Genomic DNA, 26,300 nt, shown 5'->3' with positions numbered 1-26,300 from the left:
CATGTTCCTGCTGCTGCGCTACCTGACGGCTACGTGGCCACCAGGCTTGTGAGGCCAATGCTAATCGCGCCCGCGGGCCTTGGCAAGCGGGCGCGTAAGCCGTGGTGTTACCGTAACATCAAACACTTGCCCCGCGCCCGAAGGCGTGCGGCGAGCGCGTCAAATCGCGCCGTGGCAGTGCTTATACTTGCGGCCCGAACCGCACGGGCACGGCGCGTTGCGGCTGATGTCGAGCGTCGCATAGGGATTGTCTCCCTCGGGCATGTCCGGACGCGGGATCTGCATCGGCGGCAGCGTGTTCGCGATCACGCCCAACTGTCCACCGTCGAGATCGGCGCTGTTGTCCTCGCCCGTGAACGGATCGATGTGCGTGGTCAGGAAATCGGGCAGGTCGGGCAGCGGCATCGGCTCGGGCTCTTCGAAGCGCAGGTCGATCCGCGCCACGGTGCGCGTCACATCCTCGCGGATATTCTGCAGCATGCGCTCGAACAGCGCGAAGGCTTCCTGCTTATATTCGTTGATCGGCTGCTTCTGCGCATAGGCGCGCAGGAACACGACCTGACGCAGCGCGTCGAGCGTCGACAAATGCTCTTTCCAATGATGGTCGAGCGTCTGGAGCAGCACCGATTTCTCGATCCCCTTCCACGTTTCCTGATCGACGAGCGCCGCCTTTTCGGCGGCGACCGCGTCGGCTGCCGCCTGAATGCGTTCCTCGAACATTTCGGCGTCGACCGCGTCTTCCTGCATCCACGCATCGATCGGCGGCGAAAGGTCGAGGATGTTCTCTACCCGCTCCTTCATCTGTTCGACGTTCCACTGTTCGGGATAGCTGCCCGGGGGGCATGCGTCGGCGATGATCGAATTGACCGTTTCGGCGCGCATCGCAGTCATCACCTCGTCGACGGTCTCGCTGTCGATGATCTCGCCGCGTTGTTCATAGATGACCTTGCGCTGGTCGTTCATGACGTTGTCATATTCGACGACCTGTTTGCGGATGTCGTAGTTGCGCGCCTCGACCTTCTTCTGCGCGGTCTCGATCGCCTTCGACAGCCATTTCGATCCGATCGCCTCGCCATCCTCCAGATTCTTGTTCATCATCTTGGAGAACAAGGTGTCGGGGCCGAATATGCGCAGCAGGTCATCGTCGAGGCAGAGGTAGAATTTCGACAGGCCGGGGTCGCCCTGGCGCCCCGAACGGCCGCGCAGCTGGTTGTCGATGCGACGGCTTTCGTGACGCTCGGTCGCGAGCACGAACAGCCCGCCCGCGGCGAGCACCGCCTCACGCTCGGCGGCGACCTCTTCGTGGATGCGGGCGATCGCGGCGTCGCGCTCGGCGCCTTCGGGCAGGTCCTTCAATTCGTCGCCGATGCGGAATTCTTCGTTGCCGCCGAGTTTGATGTCGGTGCCGCGGCCCGCCATGTTCGTCGCAATCGTGACCGCACCGGTGCGGCCCGCCTGCGCGACGATATGCGCTTCGCTTTCGTGGAAACGCGCGTTGAGCACGCTATGCGGCACGCCGTCCTTTTCAAGGAAGGACGACAGCAGCTCAGACTTTTCGATCGATACCGTGCCGACGAGCACCGGCTGGCCGCGCTCGTTCGCCTCGCGGATCGTCTTGGCGATCGCGCCGAACTTGTCGGTGATATTCTTGTAGAATTCATCCTCGTCGTCGACGCGCGCGATCGGACGGTTGGTCGGGATGTTGACGACATTCATCTTGTAAATGTCGAAGAATTCGGCGGCTTCGGTCGCCGCGGTGCCCGTCATGCCGCTGAGCTTGGGGTACATGCGGAAATAATTTTGGAAGGTGATCGATGCGAGCGTCTGGTTCTCGGGCTCGATCTGCACGCCCTCCTTCGCCTCGACCGCCTGATGCAGTCCGTCGGACCAGCGCCGCCCGTCCATCATGCGGCCGGTGAATTCGTCGATGATCACGACCTTGCCGTCCTTGACGATATAGTCGGTGTCGATGCGGAACATCTGGATCGCCTTCAACGCCTGATTGACGTGATGCACGACCTGCGTGTTTTCGATGTCGTAGAGATTGTTGCCCTGGAGCAGGCCGGCGGCTTCGAGCAGGCGCTCGACATGCTCGGTGCCGTCCTCGGTCAGGTTGATCGACTTGGACTTTTCGTCCTTCTCATAATCATCATCGGTCAGGTTGAGGACGACTTCGTTGACGCGGATATAAAGCTCGGACTTGTCGTCGGTCGGACCCGAGATGATCAGCGGGGTGCGCGCTTCGTCGATCAGGATCGAATCGACCTCGTCGACGATGCCGAAGTTGAAGGTGCGGTGGACCATCTGCTGGCGGTCGAACTTCATATTGTCGCGGAGGTAATCGAACCCCAGCTCGTTGTTCGTCGCATAGGTGATGTCGCTGTTATAGGCGTCGCGGCGCTGCGTCTCATTAAGGTTCGGGACGATGATGCCGGTCGTCAGGCCCAGGAAGCCATAGACGGTGCCCATCCATTCGGCGTCGCGCGTCGCGAGATAGTCGTTGACGGTAACGACATGGACGCCCTTGCCTTCGAGCGCGTTGAGGTAGCAGGGCAAAGTCGCCATCAGCGTCTTGCCTTCGCCCGTCGCCATTTCGGCGATCTCGCCGCGGTGGAGGACGACGCCGCCGACCATCTGCACGTCGAAATGGCGCATGCCGAGCGTGCGGACCGCGGCCTCGCGCACCGTCGCAAAGGCTTCGGGCAGGATGTCGTCGAGCGTCTCGCCGGCTGCGAGCCGATCGCGGAACGCCTGCGTCTGCGCCTGCAGCCCGGCGTCATCGAGCGCCTGCATCGCGGGTTCGAACGCGTTGATCTTGTCGACGATCTTGCGGATCGAGGCGACATAACGGTCGTTGGACGAGCCGAACAGGCTCTTGGCAAGGCCAGAAAACATGGAATTTCCCTTGGGATTAGAATGAATTGGCGGCGCTTCGACCGCGCGAACATATGAAAAAGGCCCCTTTGCGGGGCGGCGCCTCAAGAAAGGCGCGAAAAAGCCGCTCTATTCGAGCGCGCGGTCGCTGCCGGTGAGCAGGCCGGGAAGATGCGGCGGGGCCGCCTTGCGCGGCTTGCCGCTCCCGCTGGAGACGCGGCGGGTCGGCGTCGTGGTGGTCGGGCGACGCTCGACGTCGCTCGTTTCGGCCTTGCCCGCGGTTTCGGCGAACATCACCAGCGACCCCATCGCCGCCGGAACGGCAGGCGCGGCAACGGCCCGGTCGGCGGTCGCCAGGCCGGTCAGTAATGCCAAAAGGGTCAGCAACAGCCGCAAGAATCGCCCCTAACTACATCCGGAGCCCTGATTATTGCGCCCCGTTCCCTGAACATAGGGTGAAAGTCGTGTGACGTCTAGGGCTGGCGGCTCATTTGGCGACCGCCGGGGCATCCTCGATCGTCAGGTCGCTTCGCAGAATCACCCGTTTCGCAACCTTCGTCCCATTGGCGTCGACGAAAGGCGTGAAACGCGCCTGCGAGCCGAACATGTCGCAGGGCGTCATTCCGTTCGGTGCAGCACCGAATTTGCCGGTGTTCGAAAAGCGGCATTCCTCGACGCGGCCGTCGGCGCCCAGCAGCACCGTCATCGTCGCGCTGCCCGGCTCTCCCAACGGGAAAGTCGGACCGGACGGAATCGATACGCCGGCGCCACCGTCCCCGGCGTCGCGTGGCAGCGCCCATTGGAATTTCGCCGCGACGACCCCCTTCGTCGGCTTTCCCTCGCTGTCGAGCGCCGGCAAGAATTTGCCGTCGCTGCGCATCAACGCGCATGCTGCCGCGTCGAGCGTGGCGGACAGGCTGCTTTCATTGACCTTGCAACCCGCGACCTGCCCGGCACTGTCGATATTGAGTTCCATGTGGACCACGCCCTCCTCGCGCGCAGCGCGCGCTGCCGCGGGATAGTGGGCGGCGGGGTCGATGCGCTTGAACGCGTCGTCGGGGATCGCACCGCGCGGCCAGCTTTCCTGAGCCGGGTCGAGGTCGAAGCCAGCAACCGCTACCGGATAGGTGCCTTTCCCGGGGATCTGCCAGCGTATCCGGTTGCTGTATGTCCCGCCGACAGCGTCGCCGCGCGCGTTGCGCCCCGGCGTAAAGCGCGCGCGTTGCAGGATCAGCTGGCAGGTCAGCGCATCGAGATCGCCATGGCCGCTCGGCGCGATGATGTCGCAGCCCGTGGGCAGACCGTCAGCGCCGATCGTCAGTTTGAATCCTGTCGTTCCTTCGCGCTCCTCACGCATCGCGCTCGCCGGATAGTCGTCGTTCGTGACCCAGCTTCCCGGATTGGTCGCCGGTGCCATCCCCTTTTCCACGTCTGCGGCGTCTCCTTGCGCCGCAGCCAGCGCCAGCACGATCGCTATCCCCGATTGCAACATTGCCCCCTCCCCCTTCATCCCAATTGTGGGTTCAAGCCCTTTACTTCGATCAGAAAGCTCTTCGGCTTCTTGAACAATTTGCTCTTCCGGTCGACCTTCAACCCGACGACTTCGGCCAGCTCCATCACGAAATGAACGCAGTTGCGCTTGTTCAGGCTGTAGCTCGGCTGCTCGCGGTCACGCCATTCGGCAACTTTGGCCATCACCAGCGCATAGGTTGCATCGTCGACCGTCACGTCGAACTGGCGATCGCTCTTGGCGATATAATCGGGCTCGGACGACTCCACCTTGCCCTTCACCGATCCCAGAAGGATCGCGGGGCTGACCGAAACCGCGGTGAAACCGTAATTGGCGTCGACCACCTCGCCCGTCGCATCGAGTGTGCCCTTCATCACGATGAAGGCATGCGGGAACCGGTCGCCGAAATCATGGCTGTAGAAACTCACGACCACCTCGGCGCGCGCCGGGGCGGTGAGGCCCGCGCACAGCATCAGCAACGACAGGAAGAAAAAGCGAAGGCCGCGGGTCATCATCGGCGCCCTCTTAGCGAGCCGTGCTTCGCCTTGCCAAGCCGCGATTGCCGCTTGACGGAAACGTCCACTTCGCATCTTGTCGCGCTGACATCAATGTAAGGAGGAGCCCCATGGCACGAAAGGCGATTTTCATCACCGGCGGCGGATCGGGGATCGGCCGTGCGGTCGCGCGCCATTTCGCCGGGCAGGGCTGGTTTGTCGGCATCGCCGACGTCAACCGCGCCGGGATCGATGAAACCGCCGCGCTGCTCGCCGAAGGCGCGTCGTCGCGCCATGTGATGGATGTCCGCGATCGCGACCAGTGGAAGGCCGCACTCGACGAATTTGCGAAAGCCAGCGGCGGCCGCCTCGACGTCCTCTTCAACAACGCCGGCATCGGCACGGGCGGGCAGTTCGCCGATATGCCCCCGGCCGAGGCCGATCGGTTGATCGCGATCAATTTCGGCGGCGTCGTCAACGGCATCTATATGGCGCTGCCGCTCCTGCGCGCGACCCCGGGATCGACAATCCTCAACACCGGATCGGCGTCGGGATTCTACGGGGTCGCGGGCCTCGCCATCTATTCGGCGACCAAGTTCGCGGTACGCGGCCTCACCGAAGCGCTCGAAATCGAATTCGCCAAACATGGCATCAAGGTCCGTTCGCTGATGCCGGGCTTCATCGACACGCCCCTGCTCGATCAGGTCAGCGCCGACAGCAACGAACCCGCGCGCACCCGCCTGTCCGACAGCGGCTTCGAAATCGTCCCCGTCGAGCGCGTCGCCGAAGCCGCGTGGGACGCGGTGCACGGGACGAGCGTCCACACCACGGTCGGCAAGATGGCAAAGCGCCTGTCACGCCTCGCGCGCTGGTTCCCCGGACTGATTGTCCGCCAGTCGAAGAAGATCGACGCGCTGGGCGCCGCGGCGCATTGAGCTATTCGGCAGTGGCGCCGGCTTCGGGGTGAGCAGGTGCGGTTCCCCCACGCACTTCGTCATCCCGGACTTGATCCGGGATCCACGACGATGGTGCGGCTACGGATCCCGGATCAAGTCCGGGATGACGATGATAGATAGGTCAGGTCGAAAACTTGCCGGCTATTTTTCGTTCCCGCACGTCACCGACCCACTACCCACATTGCGCACCGTACAGACCGGCCTACCCAGCACGACGGTCTTGCCGATCCCGCGCGAGGTGATCGCCGCGCTCTTCGCCGCGCGCAGGATGTGATCGCCCGCCCCCTCGCTGTCGCTGATCAGCTCGTCGACCGACAGCGCGCCCGCGTCGACCGCGCCCGCACCCGACAATGTCATCTGCGCGTTCTTGGCGGCGCCGCCGAGGGTCATCGTACCGTTTCCGATCATCGCGACCTGCAACCGATCGGTACTAATCTGGCCGACGACCAGCCGCCCGGGCCCGCGCAGGCCGACCATCGCGCGCTGTCCTTTCAGTCTGTCGATCTGGAGCGACCCCGCGCCCGAAAGCGTCGCCGCGCGCAGGTTCGCGGCATTGATGCGTACCGTCACGGGACCGCGCGGCCCGCGGCGCTTCTCGTCGCCCGCGAACTGGCGCTCGCTGATCACGAGCTTGCCGTCGCGCGCTTCGACGCTCAGGCGGTCGAGCGCATCCTGCGGCCCGGTAGCCACGGCGCTGACGGGCGCGCGCGTCACGACCTCGACCGTCACATCGGCGCTGACGTCGATCGTCTCGAAGCTGGTGAGGCCAAAACGCTTTTCGGCGCCCCATGCGGGGCCGGCAGCAAGCAGGGCGGCGGCCGCGATCGCGGCGCATCTTGTGGCAAGCGTCATGGTGCCGCCTTACCCCGTACGGGCAGGCGGCACCAGTATTGCATCATTTACAGGTCGCGGTGCCCGAACCCATTTGCCGCGTCGAACAGCTCGCGCCGCCGCCAAGCGTCACATCGCCCGACCCGAGGATGCGGATATCGGCCTTGCCGGTCGCCTGTGCGTCGACATTGCCCGATCCGGTGACCGATACCTCGAGCGTCGTTGCGACGAGCCCGTCGGCGTCGATATCGCCCGACCCGGTGACGCTGAGCTCGCCCGACCCGATCGTGCCGCCGCCAATCTCGATATCGCCCGATCCCGACACGGTGATGTCGGCGCGCTTGCCCGTCAGCTTCGCGACCTTGAGGTCGCCCGATCCGGTGACCACGGCCTCGACAGCGTCGCCGTCGACATTGTCGGCGTCGATCGTTCCCGATCCGGTCAGGCGCACCTTGTTCAGCCGAGGCAGGGTGATCGCGATATCGACGTCATCCTCGTCGTTGCTCGAAAAGCTGAAACCCTCGCGCTTGCGGCCGATCTTCAAATCGGGACCGTCGAGTTTGATCTCGAGCCGGTCGAGCGCTTCCTTGCGGCCACGCGCGCTGATCGAGAAGCTGTCGCCCTGACGGATGGTGACGTCGTCGGGACCCGAAACCTCGACCGCGGTAAAGCCGGTCAGATCATAGGTCTGCGTCGTGATCGGACCGACGCTGGCCGGCGGCCCGCGCCGTTCGGCCGGCTTGTCGTTGCTCGGCGCCGCGCCGTTACAGCCGGTCACAAGCGCCAGCGGCAAAATCGCCATCATCCAGTTCCGCATCATCAATCTCCTCTGTGTATTGCTTACATAACACACGATGTCGGACGCTGTCCAGCGGTCTGCCATCTTGTCGCCACCTTCGGCGTCCAGAGGGCAATTTCTCCCCGAAACCGAAAGCCCGACCATGAGCGTAGCCTTTCGCCGCGAGAGCGACGACGAGCATAAGGAACCCGAATTCGAGCTGCCCATCGCGGTCGGCCCGAACCTGGTGACCCCGCGCGGACTGCGCCTGCTCGGCGAAGAGGTCACGCGGCTTGAGCGCGAGATCGCGGGAACCGCAGACGAGGACGCGCGCAAGAAGTTGCAGCGCCGCCTGCGCTATTTCCATACGCGGCAATCGACCGCCGAGGTGCAGGCGCCGCCCGCCGATGGCAGCGTCGGCATCGGCAGCCGCGTGACGTACCGGCTGAACAAGGCCGAAAAGACGATCACCATCGTCGGCGGCGACGAAGCCGACCCGGCACGCGGCCATATCGCCTTTTCCGCTCCGCTCGCCCGCGCGCTGATGGGCGCCGAGGCCGGCGAGAGCGTCGAATATCAGGACCGCGAGGATGCGATCGCGATCCTCGCCGTCGAAACCGATCCGGAGACGCAGGCATGAAAGACAAGTTCGAACGCCACAAACAGCCGTGGACCCCGACCGAGATCGACAAGCTCCACACGCTCGCCAAAAAGGGCATGCCGCTGAAGTCGATCGCGAAAGCGCTGACGCGCAGCGAGGAGTCGGTGAAGGCGCGCGCCAAGGCCGACAGCCTTCCGATCGCAAAGCTGCACTGATCCACCATGTCCACCAATGAATTTGATGCCATCGTGCTGGGTGCCGGCGCGGCCGGGCTGATGTGCGCCGCGGTCGCGGGCGCGCGCGGCCGCCGCGTGCTGCTGCTCGACCACGCCGACGCGGTGGGCAAGAAGATCCTCATCTCGGGCGGCGGGCGCTGCAATTTCACCAATGTGAATAGCGCGCCCGACCGCTTCATCTCGGCGAACCCGCATTTCGCGAAATCGGCGCTCGCACGCTACACTCCCGCCGATTTCATCGCGCTCGTCGAACGCCACGGCATCGCCTATCATGAAAAGACGCTCGGCCAGCTCTTCTGCGACGGCTCGGCGAAACAGATCGTCGCGATGCTGCTCGAAGAGGCCGCAAAAGCCGGCGTCGAGGTGCGTACCGGTCAGCCGGTGAGCGATGTCACCCACGCCGACGGCAAGTTCACCGTCCGCTTCGGCGATCAGAGTTTCACTGCCCCAGCGCTCGTCATCGCGACCGGCGGGCCGTCGATCCCCAAGATGGGCGCGACGGGCTTCGCTTATGACCTCGCGCGTCAGTTCGGATTGAAAGTGGTCGAGCCGCGCCCCGCGCTCGTTCCGCTGACGCTGGGCGGCGACGATGTGCTGTTCCGCGAATTGTCGGGAATCGCCGCCCCCGTCGAAGCGCGCGCGGGCAAGGCCGCCTTCCGCGAAGCCGCGCTGTTCACCCATCGCGGCCTTTCCGGCCCCGCGATCCTGCAGGTCAGCAGCTATTGGCGCCACGGCGAACCCGTGACGATCGACCTCTTGCCCGATGCCCCGCAAGGCTGGCTGCACGACGCCAAACGCACCCGTCCCCGCATCACCCTGCGCGCGGCCCTGGGAGCGTTGCTTCCCGACCGACTCGCCGAAACCCTCGCCGAACGCCTTGCGCTTCCCGGCGAACTCGGCGCCCAGACCGACCGCAAACTCGCCGATGCAGAGGCGCAGCTAGCGGGCTGGATTTTCCGCCCCAACGGCACCGAAGGCTTCGCCAAAGCTGAGGTCACGGTCGGCGGAATCTCGACTGCAAACCTATCCTCGCAAACAATGATGGCCAAAACCGTCCCGAACCTCTATGCGGTCGGCGAAGCCGTAGATGTCACAGGGTGGTTAGGCGGCTATAATTTTCAATGGGCCTGGGCCAGCGGACACGCTGCCGGACAGGTGATTTAAGCCCATTGAGCCCCTTTTCCGTCGGCCCGTCACCGCACCGGTGACCGCCCATATTATTGAGATAAAAATGCCTTTCGAAAATCTTTCTCCCGTCCTTTCGGACGCCCTTGTCGCGCGCGGCTATGAAGCGCTCACCCCCGTCCAGACGCAAGTCACCGAAGGCGAGGCCAAAGGCCGCGACCTGCTCGTCTCCGCACAGACCGGCTCGGGCAAGACCGTCGCGTTCGGCCTCGCGATGGCCGACGAGCTGATCGAGGACGGCCGCCTGCCCTTCGCGACCTCGCCGCTCGCATTGATCGTCGCGCCGACGCGCGAGCTTGCGCTGCAGGTCAGCCGCGAACTCGGCTGGCTCTATGCCAAGGCGGGCGCGCGCATCGCGACCTGCGTCGGCGGCATGGACGCCAGCAAGGAACGCCGCGCGCTCGGTCAGGGCGTGCAGATCGTTGTCGGCACCCCGGGTCGCCTGCGCGATCACCTCGAACGCGGCGCGCTCGACCTCACCGCGCTCCGCGTCGCGGTGCTAGACGAGGCCGACGAAATGCTCGACATGGGCTTTCGCGACGACCTTGAGGAAATCCTCGACGGCACCCCCGCAACGCGCCGCACGCTTCTCTTCTCGGCGACGCTGCCGAAGCCGATCGTCCAGCTCGCCAAGCGTTACCAGCAGGATGCGCTGCGCATCTCGACCGTCGGCGAAGACCGCGGCCATGGCGACATCGCCTATCAGGCGGTAACCGTCGCTCCCGCCGACATCGAAGGCGCGGTCGTCAACCTGCTCCGCCTCCACGATGCCGAGACCGCGATGCTGTTTTGCGCGACGCGCGACAATGTCCGCCGCCTCCACGCCAGCCTCGTCGAGCGCGGGTTCGCCGCGGTCGCGCTGTCGGGCGAGCATAGCCAGAATGAGCGTAACGCCGCGCTGCAGGCGCTCCGCGACCGCCGCGCGAAAGTCTGCGTCGCGACCGACGTCGCCGCGCGCGGCATCGATCTTCCGACGCTCAGCCTCGTCATCCACGTCGAAATCCCGCGCGACGCCGAAGCGCTCCAGCACCGTTCGGGCCGCACCGGCCGCGCGGGCAAAAAGGGCACCGCGGTCATCATCGTCCCCTACCCGCGCCGCCGCCGCGTCGACGGCATGCTGCGCGGGGCGCGCATCGAGGCCGAATGGATGGACGCGCCGACCGCCGCCGACGTGCGCAAGCGCGATCAGGAACGGTTGATGGAGAAATTGCTCACGCCGGTCGAGCATGAGCCCGAGGATATCGAACTCGCGCAGCGCCTGATGGCCGAGCGCACGCCCGAGGACATCGCCGCGTCGCTCGTCCAGGCGCACCGCGCGCTGATGCCGCCGCCCGAGGATCTTCTCGACAACAGCCCGCGCGGCCGCGACGCCGCCGGCCGCCCCGAGCGCGGCGAACGTTTCGAACGTCCGGAGCGCGGTGGCGATCACCGCGAGGGCTTCGAGGACAGCGTCTGGTTCCGCCTCAATATCGGCCGCCACCAGAATGCCGACCCGCGCTGGATCCTGCCTTTGCTCTGCCGCCGCGGCCATGTGAGCAAGAACGAGATCGGCGCGATCCGCATCGGTCCCAAGGAAACGATGTTCAACATCCCGCGTGGCATAGCCGATCGCTTCGCCGAAGCGGTGGTGCGCAGCGCCAACGCCGATGGCGAGGACGACAGCGGCGTGTCGATCACGCCAGCGCCCGACGGCCCGACCTATCCGCCGCGCCGCGACAAGGGTCCGCGCGACAACGCGCCCCGCAGCACGCTCGGCCGTGCGCCCGGCGGCGATCGCGGTTTCGGCGATCGTTCGGGTCCGCGCGGCCCGCGTGGCCCCGGCGGTCCCGGCGGCAACGAACGCTACAAGCCCAAGCCCTTCGGTCAGCGCAGTCCGCGCCGTCCGTCGAAATAAACCCTGAACCCCTCCCCCGACGGGGAGGGGCTTTTATCGCACCGCCCTTGCGCTCTTCCGTCCGGCCCACCAGATGGTCCGGACAGCAGGAGAGCGGCGCATGCAAGCGATCGAAGCCTTTATCGAAAGCCAGGGCGGACCCGAGGTCATCGACTGGCGCGAGGTGACGCTTGGCGAACCCGGCCCCGGCCAGGTGCTGCTGCGACAGACCGCGGTCGGGCTCAACTATCTCGACACCTATCACCGCGACGGCACCTATCCCGTTCCGCTGCCGAGCGGGCTTGGCGTCGAATCGGCTGGTGAAGTCATCGCCGTCGGCGCCGACGTCCACGGCCTCCAGCCCGGCGACCGCGTTGCGACCTTCGGCCCCGAACGCACCGCCTATGCCAGCGCGCGGATCGTCGGCGCGGCCTCGCTGTTCAAACTCCCCGCCGACATCGACGATGAAACCGCCGCCGCCGCGCTGCTCAAAGCCTGCACCGTCGAAATGCTCGTCGAACGCTGCGCGAAGGTTCAGGCCGGCTCGCCCGTGCTCGTCCACGCCGCCGCGGGCGGGGTCGGGCTCATCCTCGTCCAGTGGCTGAAGGCGATCGGCGCGACTGTGATCGGCACCGTCAGCACCGAGGCCAAGGCGCACACCGCGCGCGAAGCCGGCGCCGACCATGTGCTGATGTACAAGGCCGACGACGTCGCCGCGCACGTCCGCGAAATCACCGACGGCCAGGGCGTGCCCGTGACCTTCGACGGCATCGGCATGGCGACGTGGGACGTCTCGCTAAAGGCCACCGCGCGGCGCGGGCTGATCGTCAGCTATGGCAATGCCGGCGGGCCGGTGACCGGCGTCAACCTCGGCGTGTTGGCGCAGCATGGGTCGCAGTTCGTCACCCGCCCGACCCTGTTCGACTACTACCACCTTCCCGGCGAACGCGCCGCGGGCGCCGCGCGCGTGTTCGAGATGATCGCATCGGGCGCGGTGAAGATCACCGTCGGCCAGCGCTACGGGTTGCAGGATGCGGCAAGAGCGCACGCCGATTTGCAGGCGGGGCGCACGACGGGGTCGACGCTGCTGATTCCGGAGCATTCCTAACCGTCGCCCCCGAGAAGGCGGGGGCCGCTGGAGATGTAGCAAAAGGCCGATAGCGGCCCCCGCCTTCGCGGGGGCGACGTTACGCCTTCAACCGCTCCGCATGCCACGCAACATGCTCGGCCAAAAAGGTCGAGATGAAATAATAGCTGTGGTCATACCCGGGCTGCATCCGGATCTCGGCCTTCTGCCCCGCGCGTTCGCACGCCGCGACCAGCAATTCGGTCTTGAGCTGCTCGGCGAGGAAATTGTCGGCGTCACCCTGATCGACGAGCAGGTCGGGCACGCGCAGCCCCTGATCGAGCAGCGCGCACGCGTCATAGGCGTGCCAGTCCTCGCGGTTGTCACCGAGATAATTGCCGAGCGCCTTTTCACCCCACGGGCATTGCAGCGGCGCGACGATCGGCGAAAAGGCCGAGACCGAACGAAAGCGATCCTGATTGCGGAGGCCAATGGTCAGCGCGCCATGCCCGCCCATCGAATGGCCGGTGATCGCCTGCCGGCTCAGGTCGGCCGAAGCGAAATTGCGCAGCACCAGCGAGGGCAGCTCATCCTCGATGTATGAGCGCATGCGGTAATTCTTCGCCCACGGCTCTTCGGTCGCATCGACATAGAAACCCGCGCCCAGCCCGAAATCCCATGCGGCATCGGGATCGTCGGGAACACCCTCCCCGCGCGGGCTGGTGTCCGGCGCGATGAAGATCACGCCATGTTCGGCGCACGCCGCGCGATATTCGCCCTTTTCCATCACATTGGCGTGGGTGCAGGTCAGCCCTGACAGATACCAGAGGACCGGCAGCTTGGCCCCCGGCGCGTGATCGGGGATGAAGACCGCAAAAATCATGTCGGTGCCGGTGGTCGTGCTCGCATGCTTGTACACGCCCTGCGTGCCGCCATGGCTGCGAACGGTGGAGAGGGTTTCGAGGGTCATGATTCTTCCTGCACAGGGATGGCGGCGACAAGTGGCTGATGCCCCCAATGACGCAGCAGGTCGAGGATCGTTGCGCCCGGCAGCCCGAGCGTCGCGGTGTTGCGCAGCGGGTGGACGTTGACCGTTTCCGCTATCGCCAGCACTTCGTCGAGCACGATGGTGATGCTCCCCGGCACGGCGTTGATCGCCGCGAGCGGCGTCACCGACCCCGGCGAAATGCCAAGCAACCGCTCCATATCCTCGGCCTTGCCGAAGCTCACATGCTTGCATCCGATCGCGCCGGGCAGTGCCTTCAGATTGACGTGCGCGTCGGACGGCACGGTGACGAGCCAGAAGGCGCCGCTTTTGTCCTTCAGGAACAGATTCTTGGTGTGCGCCCCCGGCATCGCGGCGTGCACCGCGTCGCTCTCGGCAACGGTGAACACCGCTTCATGCTCATGCGCGGCAAAGGGGATCGCGAGCACACCCAAATCGGCCAGCAATCCCGCTTCGCCTCGCATCATGCTATCGGCTCAGACGACGCGGTGGAGCGCGCAGAGCTTGTTGCCCGAGGGATCGCGCAGGTAAGCGAGATAGAGCTGGCCGAACCCGCCTTCGCGCACGCCCGGCGGGTCTTCGATCGAAGTGCCGCCGTTGGCGACGCCGGCGTCGTGCCACGCCTTGGCCTGCTCGGGGCCTTCCATCGCAAAGCCGATCGTGCAGCCGTTGCCCGCGGTCGCGGGTTCGCCGTCGATCGGCGCACCGACGAGGAACAGCCCGCCATTGTACATATAGATCAGGCGGCCCTTGTCGTCGGTGATCGCGGGCTTGCCGCCGATCGCCTGAAAGGTCGCGTCATAGAATTTCTTGGCGGCTTCGAGGTCGTTCGCCCCGACCATATTGTGACTGTACATCGCCTTTTGCTCCTCCTGATTTTGGTTGCGAATCGATACCTACGCTGTCCCGCCGGGCAGGACCAGCCGCCTTTCTGTTCCGGATTCGTCAAAAATGACGAACCGGCGCGCCGCTTAAGGCTCCTAACGGAAAACCACGGTTTTGCGGCCATCGATCAAAACGCGCTGCTCGGCGACCCAGCGCACCGCGCGCGCCAGCACCTGCGCTTCGGTATCGCGCCCGATGCGGATCAATTCGTCGACCGAATCGCGGTGGTCGACGCGCTCGACCGCCTGTTCGATGATCGGCCCCTCGTCGAGGTCGCTCGTCACGAAATGCGCAGTCGCGCCGATCAGCTTGACCCCGCGCTCGTGCGCGCGGTGATAGGGTTTGGCGCCCTTGAAGCCCGGCAGGAAGCTGTGGTGGATGTTGATGCAGCGCCCCGACAGCTTCGCCGACAGATCCTGCGACAGCACCTGCATATAGCGCGCGAGCACCAGATGCTCGGCGCCCGCATCGGCCATGATCTGCAGGATCGCGGCCTCTTGTTCGGCGCGGTTGGCGTCGCTGACCGGCAAGTAGTGGAAGGGCACGCTGTGCCATTCGGTCAGCCGCCGCTGATGCTCGTGGTTCGACACCACCGCGGCGATGTCGATCGCGAGATTGCCGGTCGACCAGCGGTGGAGCAGGTCATTGAGGCAATGGCTGCCCTGCGACACCGCGATGACGAAGCGCGGCTTGACCCGGCTGTCGCTGATCCGCGCATCCATCGCGAAACGTTCGATGATCGGTGCGAACGCTTCCTGCACCGCGGCCAGTTCGCCGGGAAAGCGTGGCCCGGCACCGCGGAACTCGACGCGCATGAAAAAGCGCCCCGAATCGAGATCGGCATATTGCTGACTGTCGAGGATGAAGCCGTCGCGTTCCGCGAGCAGCCCGGTCACCGCCGCGACGATACCGACCGCATCGACGCAGCTGAAAGTCAGGACAAAGGCGGGCTGGTCCATTTCCATCACGCCAGCCGGTGCGTCGCGCACAGCTTGTTGCCGGCAGGATCGCGCAGATAGGCGAGATAGACCGTCCGCCCCGCGGTGACCTGACGAATGCCGGGCGGGTCCTCGATCGTCGTGCCGCCGTTCGCCGCGCCCGCAGCGTGCCACGCATCGACCGCCTCGGTCGACGCCGCGACGAAACCCAGCGTTCCGCCATTGGCCCCGCTCGCGGTTTCGCCATTGAGCGGCTTCGTCAGCAAAAAGCGCCCGCCGGCGTGCGAATAGATGAGCCGGCCCCATTCGTCGACGACGCCCGGCGGCACCCCGAGCGCGCCCAGCGCGGCGTCATAGAAACGGCGCGCGGCTTCGATATCGTCGGCGCCCAGCGCCACATGGCTGAACATGCCGGCCTCAGAACACCACGACCGAACGAATGCTCTCACCCGCATGCATCAGGTCAAAGCCCTTGTTGATCTCTTCCAGCCCCATGACGTGCGTGATCATCGGGTCGATCTCGATCTTGCCCGTCATATACATGTCGACGATCTTCGGCACGTCGGTGCGCCCCTTGGCGCCGCCGAACGCGGTGCCGCGCCAGTTGCGCCCCGTGACGAGCTGAAACGGACGCGTCGCGATTTCCTTGCCCGCCTCGGCCACGCCGATGATGATCGAGGTGCCCCAGCCGCGGTGGCAGGCTTCGAGCGCGGTGCGCATCACTTCGGTATTGCCCGTGGCATCGAAGGTGTAATCGGCGCCGCCGTCGGTCAGCTGGACGATCGCGGCGACCGTGTCTTCGCGGCTCATGCCCTTGGTATTGAGGAAATCGGTCATCCCGAACTTGCGGCCCCATTCCTCGCGCGCGGGGTTGATGTCGACGCCGATGATCCTGTTGGCACCGGCCAAACGAGCGCCCTGAATCACGTTGAGCCCGATGCCGCCGAGCCCGAAGACGACAACATTGTCGCCGACCTGCACCTTCGCGGTATTGATCACCGCGCCAACCCCCGTGGTGACGCCGCAGCCGATGTAGCAGCTCGACTGGAACGGCGCGTCCTCGCGGATCTTCGCGACCGCGATCTCGGGCAGCACGGTGAAGTTCGAGAAGGTCGAGCAGCCCATATAATGGAAGATCGGCTGGCCCTTGTAGCTGAAGCGCGTCGTGCCGTCGGGCATCAGCCCCTTGCCCTGCGTCGCGCGGATCGCGGTGCAGAGGTTGGTCTTGCCGGACAGGCAGCTTTTGCACTGGCGGCATTCGGGGGTGTAGAGCGGGATCACATGGTCGCCGGGAACAACGCTCGTCACGCCCGCGCCGACTTCGCGCACGATTCCCGCGCCCTCATGGCCGAGCACGCTCGGGAAGATGCCTTCGCTGTCGAAGCCGTCGAGCGTGTAGGCGTCGGTGTGACAGATGCCCGTCGCCATGATCTCGACCAGCACCTCGCCCGCCTTCGGGCCTTCGAGGTCCAGCTCGACGATCTCGAGCGGCTTCTTCGCTTCGAACGCAACGGCGGCACGGGTCTTCATGGCGTATCTCCCTTTCGCGCGTTCCCATCCCGCAAACGCCGCCGCAATGCAAGAGCAAGCCCGCGGAAACATAGCTATGGCATCGCTGTCAGAAGATCAGCGCGTCAGCACTCCACCACGCTGACCGCGAGCCCGCCCTTCGACGTTTCCTTATATTTGTCGCGCATGTCGCGTCCGGTCTGCAGCATCGTCGCGATCACCGTGTCGAGGCTGACGACATGCGTGCCGTCGCCGATCATCGCGATGCGGCTCGCGTCGATCGCCTTGATCGACCCCATCGCGTTGCGCTCGATGCACGGGATCTGGACGAGCCCCCCGATCGGGTCGCAGGTCAGGCCGAGATTATGCTCCATGCCGATTTCGGCGGCATTTTCGACCTGTGCGTTGGTGCCCCCCAAAGCCGCGGTCAGCCCCGCCGCCGCCATCGAGCAGGCGACGCCGACCTCACCCTGGCAGCCGACCTCGGCGCCCGAGATGCTGGCGTTGCGTTTGTAGAGCGCGCCGACCGCACCCGCGGCGAGCAGGAAGGTGCGCACCCCCGCATCGTCGCCGCGATAGCCGCGCCGGTAGAAGCGGATCACCGCCGGAATGATCCCCGCCGCGCCATTAGTCGGCGCGGTGACGACCTTGCCGCCCGCGGCATTTTCCTCGTTCACCGCCATCGCCCACAGGTTGATCCAGTCCATCATCGCGAGCGGATCGGTCAGATTCGCCTCGTGGCGGTTGCGAATGTCGTCGGCGATCTGCGGCGCGCGGCGCTTGACCTTCAGCCCGCCGGGCAGGACCCCCGTGCTGCAGCAGCCCGCATCGATCGACGCGTCCATCGCACCCGCGATCGCATCGAGCCCCGCCTCGACCTCTTCGAGGCTGCGGTGCGCAAGTTCATTCTCGAGCATCATTTCGGCGAAGCTCTTGCCCGACGCCGCGCCCATTTCGAGCAGGTCGGCGCCCGAGGTGAAGGCGAAGGGCAGTTCGACCTCATCCTCCGCGCCGCGGCTGTTGCGCCCCGCCTCATCCTCGTCGACGACGAAGCCGCCGCCGATCGAAAAATACATGCGCTTGGCGAGGATTTCGCCATCGCCGTCGCGCGCGGTGAAACTCATGGCATTGCTGTGAAAGGGCTGGCGCTGGCGCATCTGGAAATGCAGGTCGCTTTTCGGTTGAAAGCGTGCGCGCTGGCGGCCGAGCAGGTAGATAAAGCCTTCGCTCTCCGCCCGGTCCCAATGCGCCTTGATCGCGGCGAGGCTGGTCGATGCGGGGATTTCGCCGGCGAGACCTGCAACGATCGCGGTGTCGGCGGCGTGGCCCTTGCCGGTCAATGCGAGCGAGCCATAAAGGTCGGCTTCGACATGCACCGTCTTGCCAAGAAGCCCGGCCTCGTCGAGCCAGACGGTGAAACGCCGGGCGGCAACCATCGGGCCCACGGTATGCGAGCTGGAGGGTCCAACACCGATTTTGAAGAGTTCGAACAGGCTGATCGTCATGGCGGCCCTATAGGAGAAGGCGGACGATCCCGATAGGCCCACGCGGGCCAATTTTCGTTACGGCTTGCAATAAATCCTCCCTGTCGCGCAGCGATGGGGAGGGGGACCACCGAAGGTGGTGGAGGGGCAGCGACGGTGCGTCATTGCCCCTCCGTCAGCGCTTCGCGCTGCCACCTCCCCATGGCTTCGCCACAGGGAGGATCATCAGATCAGGCCGGATAGGTCCAGGTCGTATCGCGCGCGAAATTCTCCGCCGCGAAATCCCAGTTGAGCAGGTCGTCGACCACCGCGTCGACATAGGCCGGACGCAAATTCTTGCGGTCGATATAATAGGCATGTTCCCACACGTCGATCACGAGCAAAGGCTTGATGCCCGCAACCAGCTCGGTGCCCGCATCGTGCGTGTCGGTGACCGACAGCGTGCCGTCGCGCGAGACGAGCCACGCCCAGCCCGACGCGAAATGGTTGACCGCGGTTTCCTTGAGCTTCTTTTTCAGGTCATCGAGCGAACCGAAATCGCGTTCGATCGCGGCGAGCAGATCATCCTTCGGCGCGGTCTTCGACGGGCTCAGGCTTTCCCAATAGAAAGCGTGGTTCCATGCCTGCGCGGCATTGTTGAACAGGCCCTTGTTGCCCGATCCTTCGGCGTGGTGGACGATTTCCTCGAGCGGCTTCGACGCGAGGTCGGTGCCTTCGATCGCGGCGTTGGTCTTGTCGACATAGGCTTTGTGATGCTTGCCATGGTGCGTCGCCAGCGTGTCGGCCGAGATATGCGGCTCGAGCGCGTCCTGGGCGTACGGCAGGGGAGGATGGGCGATCGTCATGGCAGTCTCCATTTTATTATCGAGGGGGTTTGCGGCCTTAAACTCGGTATCGCGGCCGCGGGTTGCAACCCTGTGACCGCAAATTTTCCTATTGTTCCCCTCCCTTTTAGGGAGGGGTTAGGGGTGGGTCGCCGCAGGCGTTCTTCCTTGGCCGCCTACCCACCCGTGCTGCGAGTCACGCGCCTCGCAACACCCCCTCCCTAAAAGGGAGGGGAGAATTACGTCACCATTGCCTGCAATGTCGCGATCCGGTCGGCCTCTTCGGAGGGCTTGTCGCGGCGGATGCGCGAAATGCGCGGAAAGCGCATCGCGAGCCCCGACTTGTGGCGCTTAGACGCGTGGATCGAATCGAAGGCGACTTCGAGCACGAGCGATTTTTCGACCTCGCGCACCGGGCCGAAGCGGTTCAGCGTGTTGTCGCGCACGAACTTGTCGAGCCACTTCAATTCCTCGTCGGTGAAGCCCGAATAGGCCTTGCCGACGGGTAGCAACTCGCCCGCGTCGGACCAGCAACCGAAGGTATAGTCCGAATAGAAGCTCGCGCGGCGTCCATTGCCCCTTTGGGCGTACATCATCACGCAATCGGCGGTAAGCGGATCGCGCTTCCATTTATACCAGAGACCCGCGCGGCGCCCCGCCACGTAAGGGGCGTCGCGGCGCTTGAGCATCACCCCCTCGATCGCCGCATCGCGCGCACCCGCGCGGCGCTCGGCGAGGTCGCCGAAATCGGCGGCATCGATTACTTGCGACAGGTCGAAATGGCTGTCGGCGAGCCGCGGGACGAACGCTTCGAGCTGCCGACGCCGTTCGGTCCAAGGCAGCCCGCGCAGATCATTGCCGTCGACCGCAAGCAGATCGTACACGCGCACGAACGCCGGATAATCGGCGAGCATCTTCTTCGAGACGGTCTTTCGCCCGAGCCGCTGTTGCAGCGCGTTGAAGCTCGCGGCTTCGCCGCCCTGCACCTCGCCGCGCACAAGCAGTTCACCGTCGATCACCGCATTCTGATCGAACGCCGAAACCAGTTCGGGGAACGCCCCGCTGATCTCCTCGCCGCCGCGGCTATAGATCCGCGTCTCACCGCCACCGCGCACGATCTGGACGCGGATGCCGTCCCATTTCCATTCGGCGGCATAGTCGGCGAGGTCGACGCTTTCTTCTTCCAATGGATGCGCGAGCATGAAAGGACGGAAGAAGGCGACGTCGGCAAGGTCGGGCCGCTCCGCCCGTCCCTCGCCCCACGCAAACAGCGGCGCATAGGGCGGCGGGATCGCGTGCCACAGCTCCTCGACATCGTCGACGGGCACGTCGAACGCCTGCGCGAACGCCTGTTTCGCAAGCCGCGCCGACACCCCGACGCGCATCCCGCCCAAGGCCAGTTTCAGCAGCGCATAGCGCCCGTCGGCGTCGAGGCGGTCGAGGAGCGAGGCGACGACCGCAGGCGCATCGCTGCGGCTCGCGGCCGACAGCGCGTCGACCGCCGCCGAAACTGTGAGGTCTTCCTTCTTCCCCGGCGCATCGGGCCAGAGCAATGCCGCTGTCTCCGCCGTATCCCCCACAAAGTGCCGCGACAGACGAAACAATTCCTCGTCGACGCGGGTCGCCAGCAACGTCCGCACCGTCCCCGCTTTCACCGCCGGGAAATCGAGGCTCTCGGTCAGCGCCGCGATTGCCCAGCCGCGGTCGGGATCGGGGGCATGCCGCAGATAATCGACGATCAGCGCGAGCTTGCTGTTGCGCGAGCGTGTGTAGATCAGCCGGTCGATCAGGGCCGCGAAGCGCTTCACGCCTCCTCCTCCAGATCGCGGCCGACGAGGTGCAACGCGCGCGCCTTGCGTTGATGCAGCTCGCACCAGCGCAGCAGCCCGTCCTCGCTGCCGTGCGTGATCCAGCTTTCCTTTGGGTTCACCTCCGAAATCGTCGTCGTCAGTTCGTCCCAGTCGGCATGATCCGAAATCACCAGCGGCAGTTCGACCATCCGCTGCCGCGCGCGCTGGCGCCCGCGCATCCAGCCCGACGCCATCGCGGTCACCGGATCGGGCAGCCGCCGCGACCAGCGATCATTCAGCGCCGAGGGCGGCGCGAGGACGATCTGCCCCGCCATCTCGGCTTTGTCCGTCTCGCTCACCAACCGGAGCTCGCCGAGATCGACGCCGTGCACCGCATAAAGCTGGCACATACGTTCGAGCGCGCCGTGGATGAAGATCGGCGCATCCCATCCCGCACCGCGCAATTCGGCGATCACCCGCTGCGCCTTGCCGAGCGCATAGGCGCCGACGAGTATCGAGCGATCGGGCTCGGCGCGCACCGCGCCGATCAGCTTCGCGATCTCGTCGGCGGTTGGCGGATGGCGAAACACCGGCAATCCAAAGGTCGCCTCGGTGATGAAGATATCGCACGGCACGACCTCGAACGGGGCGCACGTCGGATCGGGCCGCCGCTTGTAATCACCGGTCACCACGATCCGCTCGCCTTGATATTCCATCAAGATCTGCGCGCTGCCGAGCACATGCCCCGCGGGATGGAAGCTGAAGCGCACCCCGCCGCGCTCGAACCCGTCGCCATATTCAAACGCCTGATTATGGCTCGCCTCGACATCGACGCCGTACCGCAACGCCATGATTGCGAGCGTCTCGGGGGTCGCGAATACCGCGCCATGGCCGCTACGCGCATGGTCGGCGTGGCCATGGGTCACCGCGGCGCGCTCGACAGGGCGCGAAGGGTCGATCCACAGGTCGGCGGGTTTCACATAAATGCCGCTCCCTTGCGGCTCGATCCAAGATTTGGGCCTGGCCATCAGGCGGCGAGTTTCCGCGCGCGGATCAGGTCGGCGACGAACGCTTTGCGCTCCGCAGCCGCGCGTTCACGGTCGGGAAGACGCAGCAGGAAAGACGGATGGATCGTCGCGACCAGCTTGCCGCCTCCCTCCAGTTCATGCACCGAACGGCGCATCGACTTGATACTCGCGCTCTTGCCCGTCACCCCGCGCAGCGCGCTCGCGCCCAGTGTCACGATCAGGTCAGGCTGAACAAATGCGCGTTCCTTGTCGAGCCACCAGCGGCAGACGTCGATCTCGCCCGTCGTCGGGTTCTGGTGGAGGCGGCGCTTGCCGCGTGGCTCGAACTTGAAATGCTTGACCGCGTTGGTCAGGAACAGCCGCGCGCGGTCGAGCCCCGCCTCCTCCAGTGCCTCGTTCAACACCTGCCCCGCGGGTCCTACAAACGGCCGCCCCTGCAAATCCTCCTGATCGCCCGGCTGCTCGCCGACGAGCATGATGCGTGCATCCTTCGGCCCCTCGCCCGCCACGCCTTGCGTCGCGTTGCAATAGAGCGGGCAGCGCGTGCAGCGATCAACCGCGCCCGCGACGTCACTCAGCGTCTTCACATCGTCGTCGAGGGCCAATTCGTCGGGCACGCGCGTCCGCCATTTATCGGTCAAGGGGTTCGCGAGAGAAACGGCCGCTTCGCGCATGCGTTCCACCCGCGCCCCGGCGCCCGCGAGCAACGGCGCGATATCCTGCGCCTCGGGAAGGTTCTTCCAATATTTCTTGGGCATTTCGGCGCGCATCGCGTCGATCTTCACCCGCGCGGGGTTGAAGATCGCGCCATAGTAAGTGCGCCACTGATCCTCGACGATATCGCTGTCGGGCACCTCCTCCTTCGTCCCGCGGGGGCCGTAGCTCAGATTCTCGCCCTGCCAGATCGCGCGCGCATCGGGCGTCACGATCGCCCAGTCCATGCCATAGAAGCGGCGCTGGAAAAATGGCGCGGTCAGCCGCAGGATGCGATGCGACGGTTCGAACCACGCCGCGAAACTCTCGCGTCCCGCCTCCTCGCCGAGCCGCCGGAAGCGCACGAACGCATGCATCTTATGCACATCGCGGCGGATCGCCTTGTCGGCCTTGCGCAGCCAGTCGACCTCGGCATCGGTGGTGCGCGCCAGCAATTGCCGGTCGCGCGCCGCGCGCCAGATGATCCGGTAGAGCCGCGCCGGGACTTCGGCATCGCGATGGCAGATCACGCGCTCGGCGATTTCGAGCAATTCGCGCGGCAGCGACACCGCGCCCGCGGGCGCTGCCATCACCGCGTCGCCGAACAGCGATGCGCCGTCCTCGCCGCCACGCCAGCTGACATCCTCGGGCGCCACGCCGCCCGCGAGCAGACTTCTCGCCGCACTCCGCCATTCGGCAAAATCGCCGGGCTGGGCGAGAATGACCTCCCTCACAGCGCCAACGCCAATTGCTCGGGCGGCGGCGCAAACCGCGCGCGCAGGTCCGCGCTGTCGGTGAGCTTCCCCGGCCGCCAGTCGAGGGTAACGATGAAGGGCAGAACTTTCTTCACCGACGCGGTCAGCTTCGCGAGGTCGCCGAGCCTGAGCTTGCCCAGCCGCCGCGCCGTAACGATGCGATCGACCGCGCGCGTGCCGAGCCCCGGCACGCGCAGCAGCAGCTCGCGCGGCGCGCGGTTGATGTCGACCGGAAACGCCTCGCGCCGCATCAGCGCCCATGCGAGCTTGGGATCGATCGCGAGGTCGAGCATGCCGCCGCTCGCACCCTCCATGATCTCGGCGCGCTCGAAGCCATAGAAACGCAGCAGCCAGTCAGCCTGATATAAGCGGTGCTCGGGCATCAACGGCGGACGCACCGGCGGCAGGTCGCTGCTCGCATCGGGGATCGGGCTGTACGCCGAATAATAGACGCGGCGGAGCTGATAGCCCGAATAGAGGTTCGTCGCGGTCTTCAAAATGTCGTCGTCGCGCGCCGCATCGGCGCCGACGATCATCTGCGTCGATTGCCCCGCGGGCGCGAAGCGCGGCGGGGTCGCCTTGCCGATCAGCCGGCTCTTCGCCGCCTCGATCGCATCCTCGGCGCCGACGCGCACCGACGCCATCGTCTTGCGGATCGTCTCGGGCTTTTTCTCGGGCGCGAAGCTCGACAGGCCCGCCTCCGTCGGCAGTTCGACATTGGTCGACAGCCGGTCGGCATAGAGTCCCGCTAGCGCGATCAGTCCGGGATCGGCGCCCGCGATCGTCTTCAGATGGATATAGCCCTGAAAGCGATGCTCCTCGCGCAAGATACGCGCGACCTCGACAAGCTGCTCCATCGTATAATCTTCAGAGCGGATGATCCCCGACGAGAGGAACAGCCCTTCGATATAGTTGCGCTTGTAGAAATCGAGCGTCAGCCGCACGACCTCCTGCGGACTGAAACGCGCGCGTTCGACATTGCTCGACGCGCGGTTGATGCAAAAACGGCAGTCGTAAATGCAGAAGTTGGTCAGCAAGATCTTGAGCAGCGAAATGCATCGGCCATCGGGAGCATAGCTGTGGCAGATGCCCATGCCCTCGGTCGACCCGATGCCCTTGCTCGCGACAGAGTCGCGCTTTACCGTCCCTGACGACGCGCACGACGCGTCATATTTCGCCGCATCGGCCAGCACGGCCAGCTTTTCCAGAATCGGTTTAGCGGACATGTCTCATGTCTAGCATGGGAACATAGAGAGAACAAATAGGTTCGGCGCGTTTAGGCCTCGCGCCACTTTGCGGGCAGCGCGATGTCGACCACCAGCCCGGTCGGCTCCCAGTGGCGCGCGATCGAGCCGCCCAGATTGTTGCGCACGCTGCGTTCCATCAGCAACGTGCCGAAACTGGTACGGTCGGGCGGCCCGACCAACCCCTGCGTTCCGGTTTCGGTCCAGGTCAGGCGAAACATCCGCGACTCGTTGCCTTCCGGGTCCTGCGACCAGTGGATCTCGACGCGTCCTCCGTCGTTCATCAGTGCGCCATGCTTGACCGCATTGGTCGCGAGTTCGTTGAACACCAGCGCCATCGCGACCAGCGCATTTTCGGGCAGCAGCAGGTCGGGACCCGACCAGCGGATGCGCGGAAAGGCCGCCTCGACCTCGCGCATCAGCGCGTGCATCGACCCGGTCATGAAATTGGCGCCGAGCAGCACATTCTGTGCGCGGTTGAGCGCGTCGAGCCGGCTGCTGATCCGTTCGACATAATCGTCGACGTCACGCGCGGCGTGGCGGGTCAACGAGATGATCGCGCTGACCGTCGCGAACAGGTTGCGCATCCGGTGGTGCAGTTCGCGCATCAGCAGATTGGCATTTTCCTGCCGGCTCTTCTGTTCGGTGATGTCGATGCTCACCCCGGTCAGCATCGCATCGTCCGCCCGCACGTCCCAGTCGCCGCGCACGGCATTCCAGCGCAGCCCGCGCTCGGGATTGAGGACGCGATATTCGGCCGCATAGGGCGTGCCGTTCGCGATCGCTTCCTTCAATATCTCGCGCAACGCGGCGCGGTCGTCGGGATGCACCAGGTCGAAAAATCCGTTGCCGGTCGCCAGCATCGCCTGGAATTCGGAACCCCATAGTTCGGCGCCGGCGCCCTGCGTGCGCAGCCGGTCGGTCCGCGGATCATATTGCCACGACGCGATTCCCGAAAAATCGAGCGCGCGTTCGAGCGTGCGGCGCGCCTCGTCGCGCTCGGCGCCGATCCGGCGCAGGTCGGCTTCCGCCATGATGATCCCGGCGAAATCCTCGAGCCGTTCGAGCTCGATATCGGTGAGCGCTTTGCGCTCATCGCGGTCGATCACGCAAAGGCTGCCCAGGATCGCGCCGTTATAAGCGCGCAGCGGCACCCCGGCATAGAAGCGGATGTGCGGTTCGCCGGTCACCAGCGGATTGTCGCGAAAGCGCGGATCGCCCAACACGTCGGTCACCATCACCGGCCGGTCGTCGGCGATGACATATTGGCAAAAGCTCCACTCGCGCGGCGTTTCGGGGGTATCGAGACCATAGGCCGACTTGAACCATTGGCGGCAATCGTCGACGAGCGAGACCAGCGCGATCGGCACGCCATACAGGTCGGCGACCATTTTCGTCACACGATCGAACGCCTGTTCGGGCGGAGTGTCCATGATGCGATATTCGCGAAGCGTGTCGAGACGCAGCCTTTCGGCGCGTGCTGCAGCTTCGTCTCCCCCGTCCGCCAAACCTCGTCCCTCGCTGCCCTGCGATGCTGATGGCCCCGCATCGCTCATATCCTCGGGGCGCCGCTCTGCCATGAAAATGGTCCCTACAAAAGCATGCTTGCGGCGATACAGGAAAGCGGTGATATTCCACTTACTTACGCCGCATTTTCATCGCGTCCCGGCTGACTCTACGCATTGGGGCGCGACAAGTTGCAACGGCCGGCGTCGCTCTTTACGCCGCCAGGCGGAACCG

25 protein-coding genes are annotated in these 26,300 nt (G+C 65.4%); 6 read left to right on the top strand and 19 right to left on the bottom strand.

Annotated features, from left to right (window positions below; translation table 11 throughout):
• Window positions 1-159: 159 nt before the first annotated feature.
• The 4 genes from secA to J2X38_RS14930 form a co-directional block, all read right to left on the bottom strand.
• Entirely contained in the window at window positions 160-2,895 is a 2,736-nt protein-coding gene (gene secA / locus J2X38_RS14945; RefSeq protein WP_310255208.1) for a preprotein translocase subunit SecA, read from the bottom strand.
• A gap of 108 nt (window positions 2,896-3,003) precedes the next feature.
• Window positions 3,004-3,270, bottom strand: a complete 267-nt coding sequence (locus J2X38_RS14940) for a hypothetical protein (RefSeq protein WP_058537349.1) — start codon at window positions 3,268-3,270, stop codon at window positions 3,004-3,006.
• Window positions 3,271-3,361: 91 nt separating this feature from the next.
• The gene (locus J2X38_RS14935; protein WP_058799863.1) at window positions 3,362-4,366 is read right to left on the bottom strand and encodes a TonB family protein; all 1,005 of its coding nucleotides are present in this window, start codon (window positions 4,364-4,366) and stop codon (window positions 3,362-3,364) included.
• Between the two features lie 14 nt (window positions 4,367-4,380).
• Complete coding sequence (locus tag J2X38_RS14930) at window positions 4,381-4,896, bottom strand: hypothetical protein (protein WP_310255207.1); 516 nt, start codon at window positions 4,894-4,896, stop codon at window positions 4,381-4,383.
• A 113-nt stretch (window positions 4,897-5,009) separates the two neighbouring features.
• Between J2X38_RS14930 and J2X38_RS14925 the strand changes: the two genes are divergently transcribed.
• Window positions 5,010-5,813 (top strand): SDR family oxidoreductase, encoded by an 804-nt coding sequence (locus J2X38_RS14925; protein WP_310255206.1) that lies wholly within the window; start codon window positions 5,010-5,012, stop codon window positions 5,811-5,813.
• A gap of 162 nt (window positions 5,814-5,975) precedes the next feature.
• Here the strand turns inward: J2X38_RS14925 and J2X38_RS14920 are convergent, their stop codons facing one another.
• Window positions 5,976-6,686, bottom strand: coding sequence for a head GIN domain-containing protein (locus J2X38_RS14920; RefSeq protein WP_310255205.1), 711 nt, complete (start codon window positions 6,684-6,686; stop codon window positions 5,976-5,978).
• A gap of 43 nt (window positions 6,687-6,729) precedes the next feature.
• Window positions 6,730-7,485, bottom strand: coding sequence for a head GIN domain-containing protein (locus J2X38_RS14915; protein WP_310255204.1), 756 nt, complete (start codon window positions 7,483-7,485; stop codon window positions 6,730-6,732).
• A gap of 121 nt (window positions 7,486-7,606) precedes the next feature.
• Between J2X38_RS14915 and J2X38_RS14910 the strand changes: the two genes are divergently transcribed.
• The 5 genes from J2X38_RS14910 to J2X38_RS14890 all read left to right on the top strand — a co-directional run bounded on the left by J2X38_RS14910 (window position 7,607) and on the right by J2X38_RS14890 (window position 12,446).
• Window positions 7,607-8,083 (top strand): GreA/GreB family elongation factor, encoded by a 477-nt coding sequence (locus J2X38_RS14910; RefSeq protein ID WP_310255203.1) that lies wholly within the window; start codon window positions 7,607-7,609, stop codon window positions 8,081-8,083.
• Window positions 8,080-8,259, top strand: a complete 180-nt coding sequence (locus tag J2X38_RS14905; RefSeq protein WP_293969336.1) for a hypothetical protein — start codon at window positions 8,080-8,082, stop codon at window positions 8,257-8,259. Before J2X38_RS14910 ends, J2X38_RS14905 begins: the two co-directional genes overlap by 4 nt.
• Before the next feature lie 6 nt (window positions 8,260-8,265).
• Complete coding sequence (locus J2X38_RS14900) at window positions 8,266-9,444, top strand: NAD(P)/FAD-dependent oxidoreductase (protein WP_310255202.1); 1,179 nt, start codon at window positions 8,266-8,268, stop codon at window positions 9,442-9,444.
• 67 nt (window positions 9,445-9,511) lie between these two features.
• Entirely contained in the window at window positions 9,512-11,359 is a 1,848-nt protein-coding gene (locus J2X38_RS14895) for a DEAD/DEAH box helicase (protein WP_058537356.1), read from the top strand.
• Between the two features lie 100 nt (window positions 11,360-11,459).
• Complete coding sequence (locus J2X38_RS14890) at window positions 11,460-12,446, top strand: quinone oxidoreductase (protein WP_310255201.1); 987 nt, start codon at window positions 11,460-11,462, stop codon at window positions 12,444-12,446.
• A gap of 79 nt (window positions 12,447-12,525) precedes the next feature.
• Here J2X38_RS14890 and fghA read toward each other — a convergent pair whose 3' ends face one another.
• The 13 genes from fghA to J2X38_RS14825 form a co-directional block, all read right to left on the bottom strand.
• A complete protein-coding gene (fghA, locus tag J2X38_RS14885; RefSeq protein WP_310255200.1) occupies window positions 12,526-13,374 on the bottom strand; it encodes an S-formylglutathione hydrolase in 849 nt (282 codons plus the stop codon).
• Entirely contained in the window at window positions 13,371-13,877 is a 507-nt protein-coding gene (locus tag J2X38_RS14880) for a prolyl-tRNA synthetase associated domain-containing protein (RefSeq protein ID WP_405053461.1), read from the bottom strand. The genes fghA and J2X38_RS14880 overlap by 4 nt, the downstream gene beginning before the upstream one ends.
• A 9-nt stretch (window positions 13,878-13,886) precedes the next feature.
• Entirely contained in the window at window positions 13,887-14,267 is a 381-nt protein-coding gene (locus J2X38_RS14875) for a VOC family protein (protein WP_058537359.1), read from the bottom strand.
• 123 nt (window positions 14,268-14,390) lie between these two features.
• Window positions 14,391-15,260 carry a formyltetrahydrofolate deformylase gene (purU, locus tag J2X38_RS14870; protein ID WP_310255474.1) on the bottom strand — a complete coding sequence of 290 codons (870 nt, stop codon included), beginning with the start codon at window positions 15,258-15,260 and terminating at the stop codon, window positions 14,391-14,393.
• Window positions 15,260-15,643 (bottom strand): VOC family protein, encoded by a 384-nt coding sequence (locus tag J2X38_RS14865; RefSeq protein ID WP_310255199.1) that lies wholly within the window; start codon window positions 15,641-15,643, stop codon window positions 15,260-15,262. Before J2X38_RS14865 ends, purU begins: the two co-directional genes overlap by 1 nt.
• Before the next feature lie 7 nt (window positions 15,644-15,650).
• Window positions 15,651-16,763, bottom strand: coding sequence for an S-(hydroxymethyl)glutathione dehydrogenase/class III alcohol dehydrogenase (locus J2X38_RS14860; protein ID WP_310255198.1), 1,113 nt, complete (start codon window positions 16,761-16,763; stop codon window positions 15,651-15,653).
• Between the two features lie 104 nt (window positions 16,764-16,867).
• A complete protein-coding gene (locus J2X38_RS14855) occupies window positions 16,868-18,247 on the bottom strand; it encodes an L-serine ammonia-lyase (RefSeq protein WP_310255197.1) in 1,380 nt (459 codons plus the stop codon).
• A gap of 209 nt (window positions 18,248-18,456) precedes the next feature.
• Window positions 18,457-19,071, bottom strand: coding sequence for a superoxide dismutase (locus tag J2X38_RS14850; RefSeq protein WP_310255196.1), 615 nt, complete (start codon window positions 19,069-19,071; stop codon window positions 18,457-18,459).
• A 218-nt stretch (window positions 19,072-19,289) separates the two neighbouring features.
• Window positions 19,290-20,858, bottom strand: coding sequence for a cisplatin damage response ATP-dependent DNA ligase (locus tag J2X38_RS14845; protein WP_310255195.1), 1,569 nt, complete (start codon window positions 20,856-20,858; stop codon window positions 19,290-19,292).
• Window positions 20,855-21,868: a ligase-associated DNA damage response exonuclease gene (locus J2X38_RS14840; protein ID WP_310255194.1), complete on the bottom strand. Its 1,014-nt coding sequence runs from the start codon at window positions 21,866-21,868 to the stop codon at window positions 20,855-20,857. The genes J2X38_RS14845 and J2X38_RS14840 overlap by 4 nt, the downstream gene beginning before the upstream one ends.
• Window positions 21,868-23,295: a UdgX family uracil-DNA binding protein gene (locus J2X38_RS14835; RefSeq protein WP_310255193.1), complete on the bottom strand. Its 1,428-nt coding sequence runs from the start codon at window positions 23,293-23,295 to the stop codon at window positions 21,868-21,870. The genes J2X38_RS14840 and J2X38_RS14835 overlap by 1 nt, the downstream gene beginning before the upstream one ends.
• Window positions 23,292-24,542, bottom strand: coding sequence for a putative DNA modification/repair radical SAM protein (locus tag J2X38_RS14830; protein WP_310255192.1), 1,251 nt, complete (start codon window positions 24,540-24,542; stop codon window positions 23,292-23,294). Before J2X38_RS14830 ends, J2X38_RS14835 begins: the two co-directional genes overlap by 4 nt.
• 50 nt (window positions 24,543-24,592) lie before the next feature.
• Complete coding sequence (locus tag J2X38_RS14825; RefSeq protein WP_310255191.1) at window positions 24,593-26,140, bottom strand: GAF domain-containing protein; 1,548 nt, start codon at window positions 26,138-26,140, stop codon at window positions 24,593-24,595.
• Window positions 26,141-26,300: the final 160 nt, after the last annotated feature.

It is taken from the genome of Sphingopyxis sp. BE235 (genome assembly GCF_031457175.1).
Classification (GTDB): Bacteria; Pseudomonadota; Alphaproteobacteria; order Sphingomonadales; family Sphingomonadaceae; genus Sphingopyxis.
Note: the sequence above shows the minus strand (reverse complement) of the source record. Positions and strands in the feature narration are given on the sequence as shown.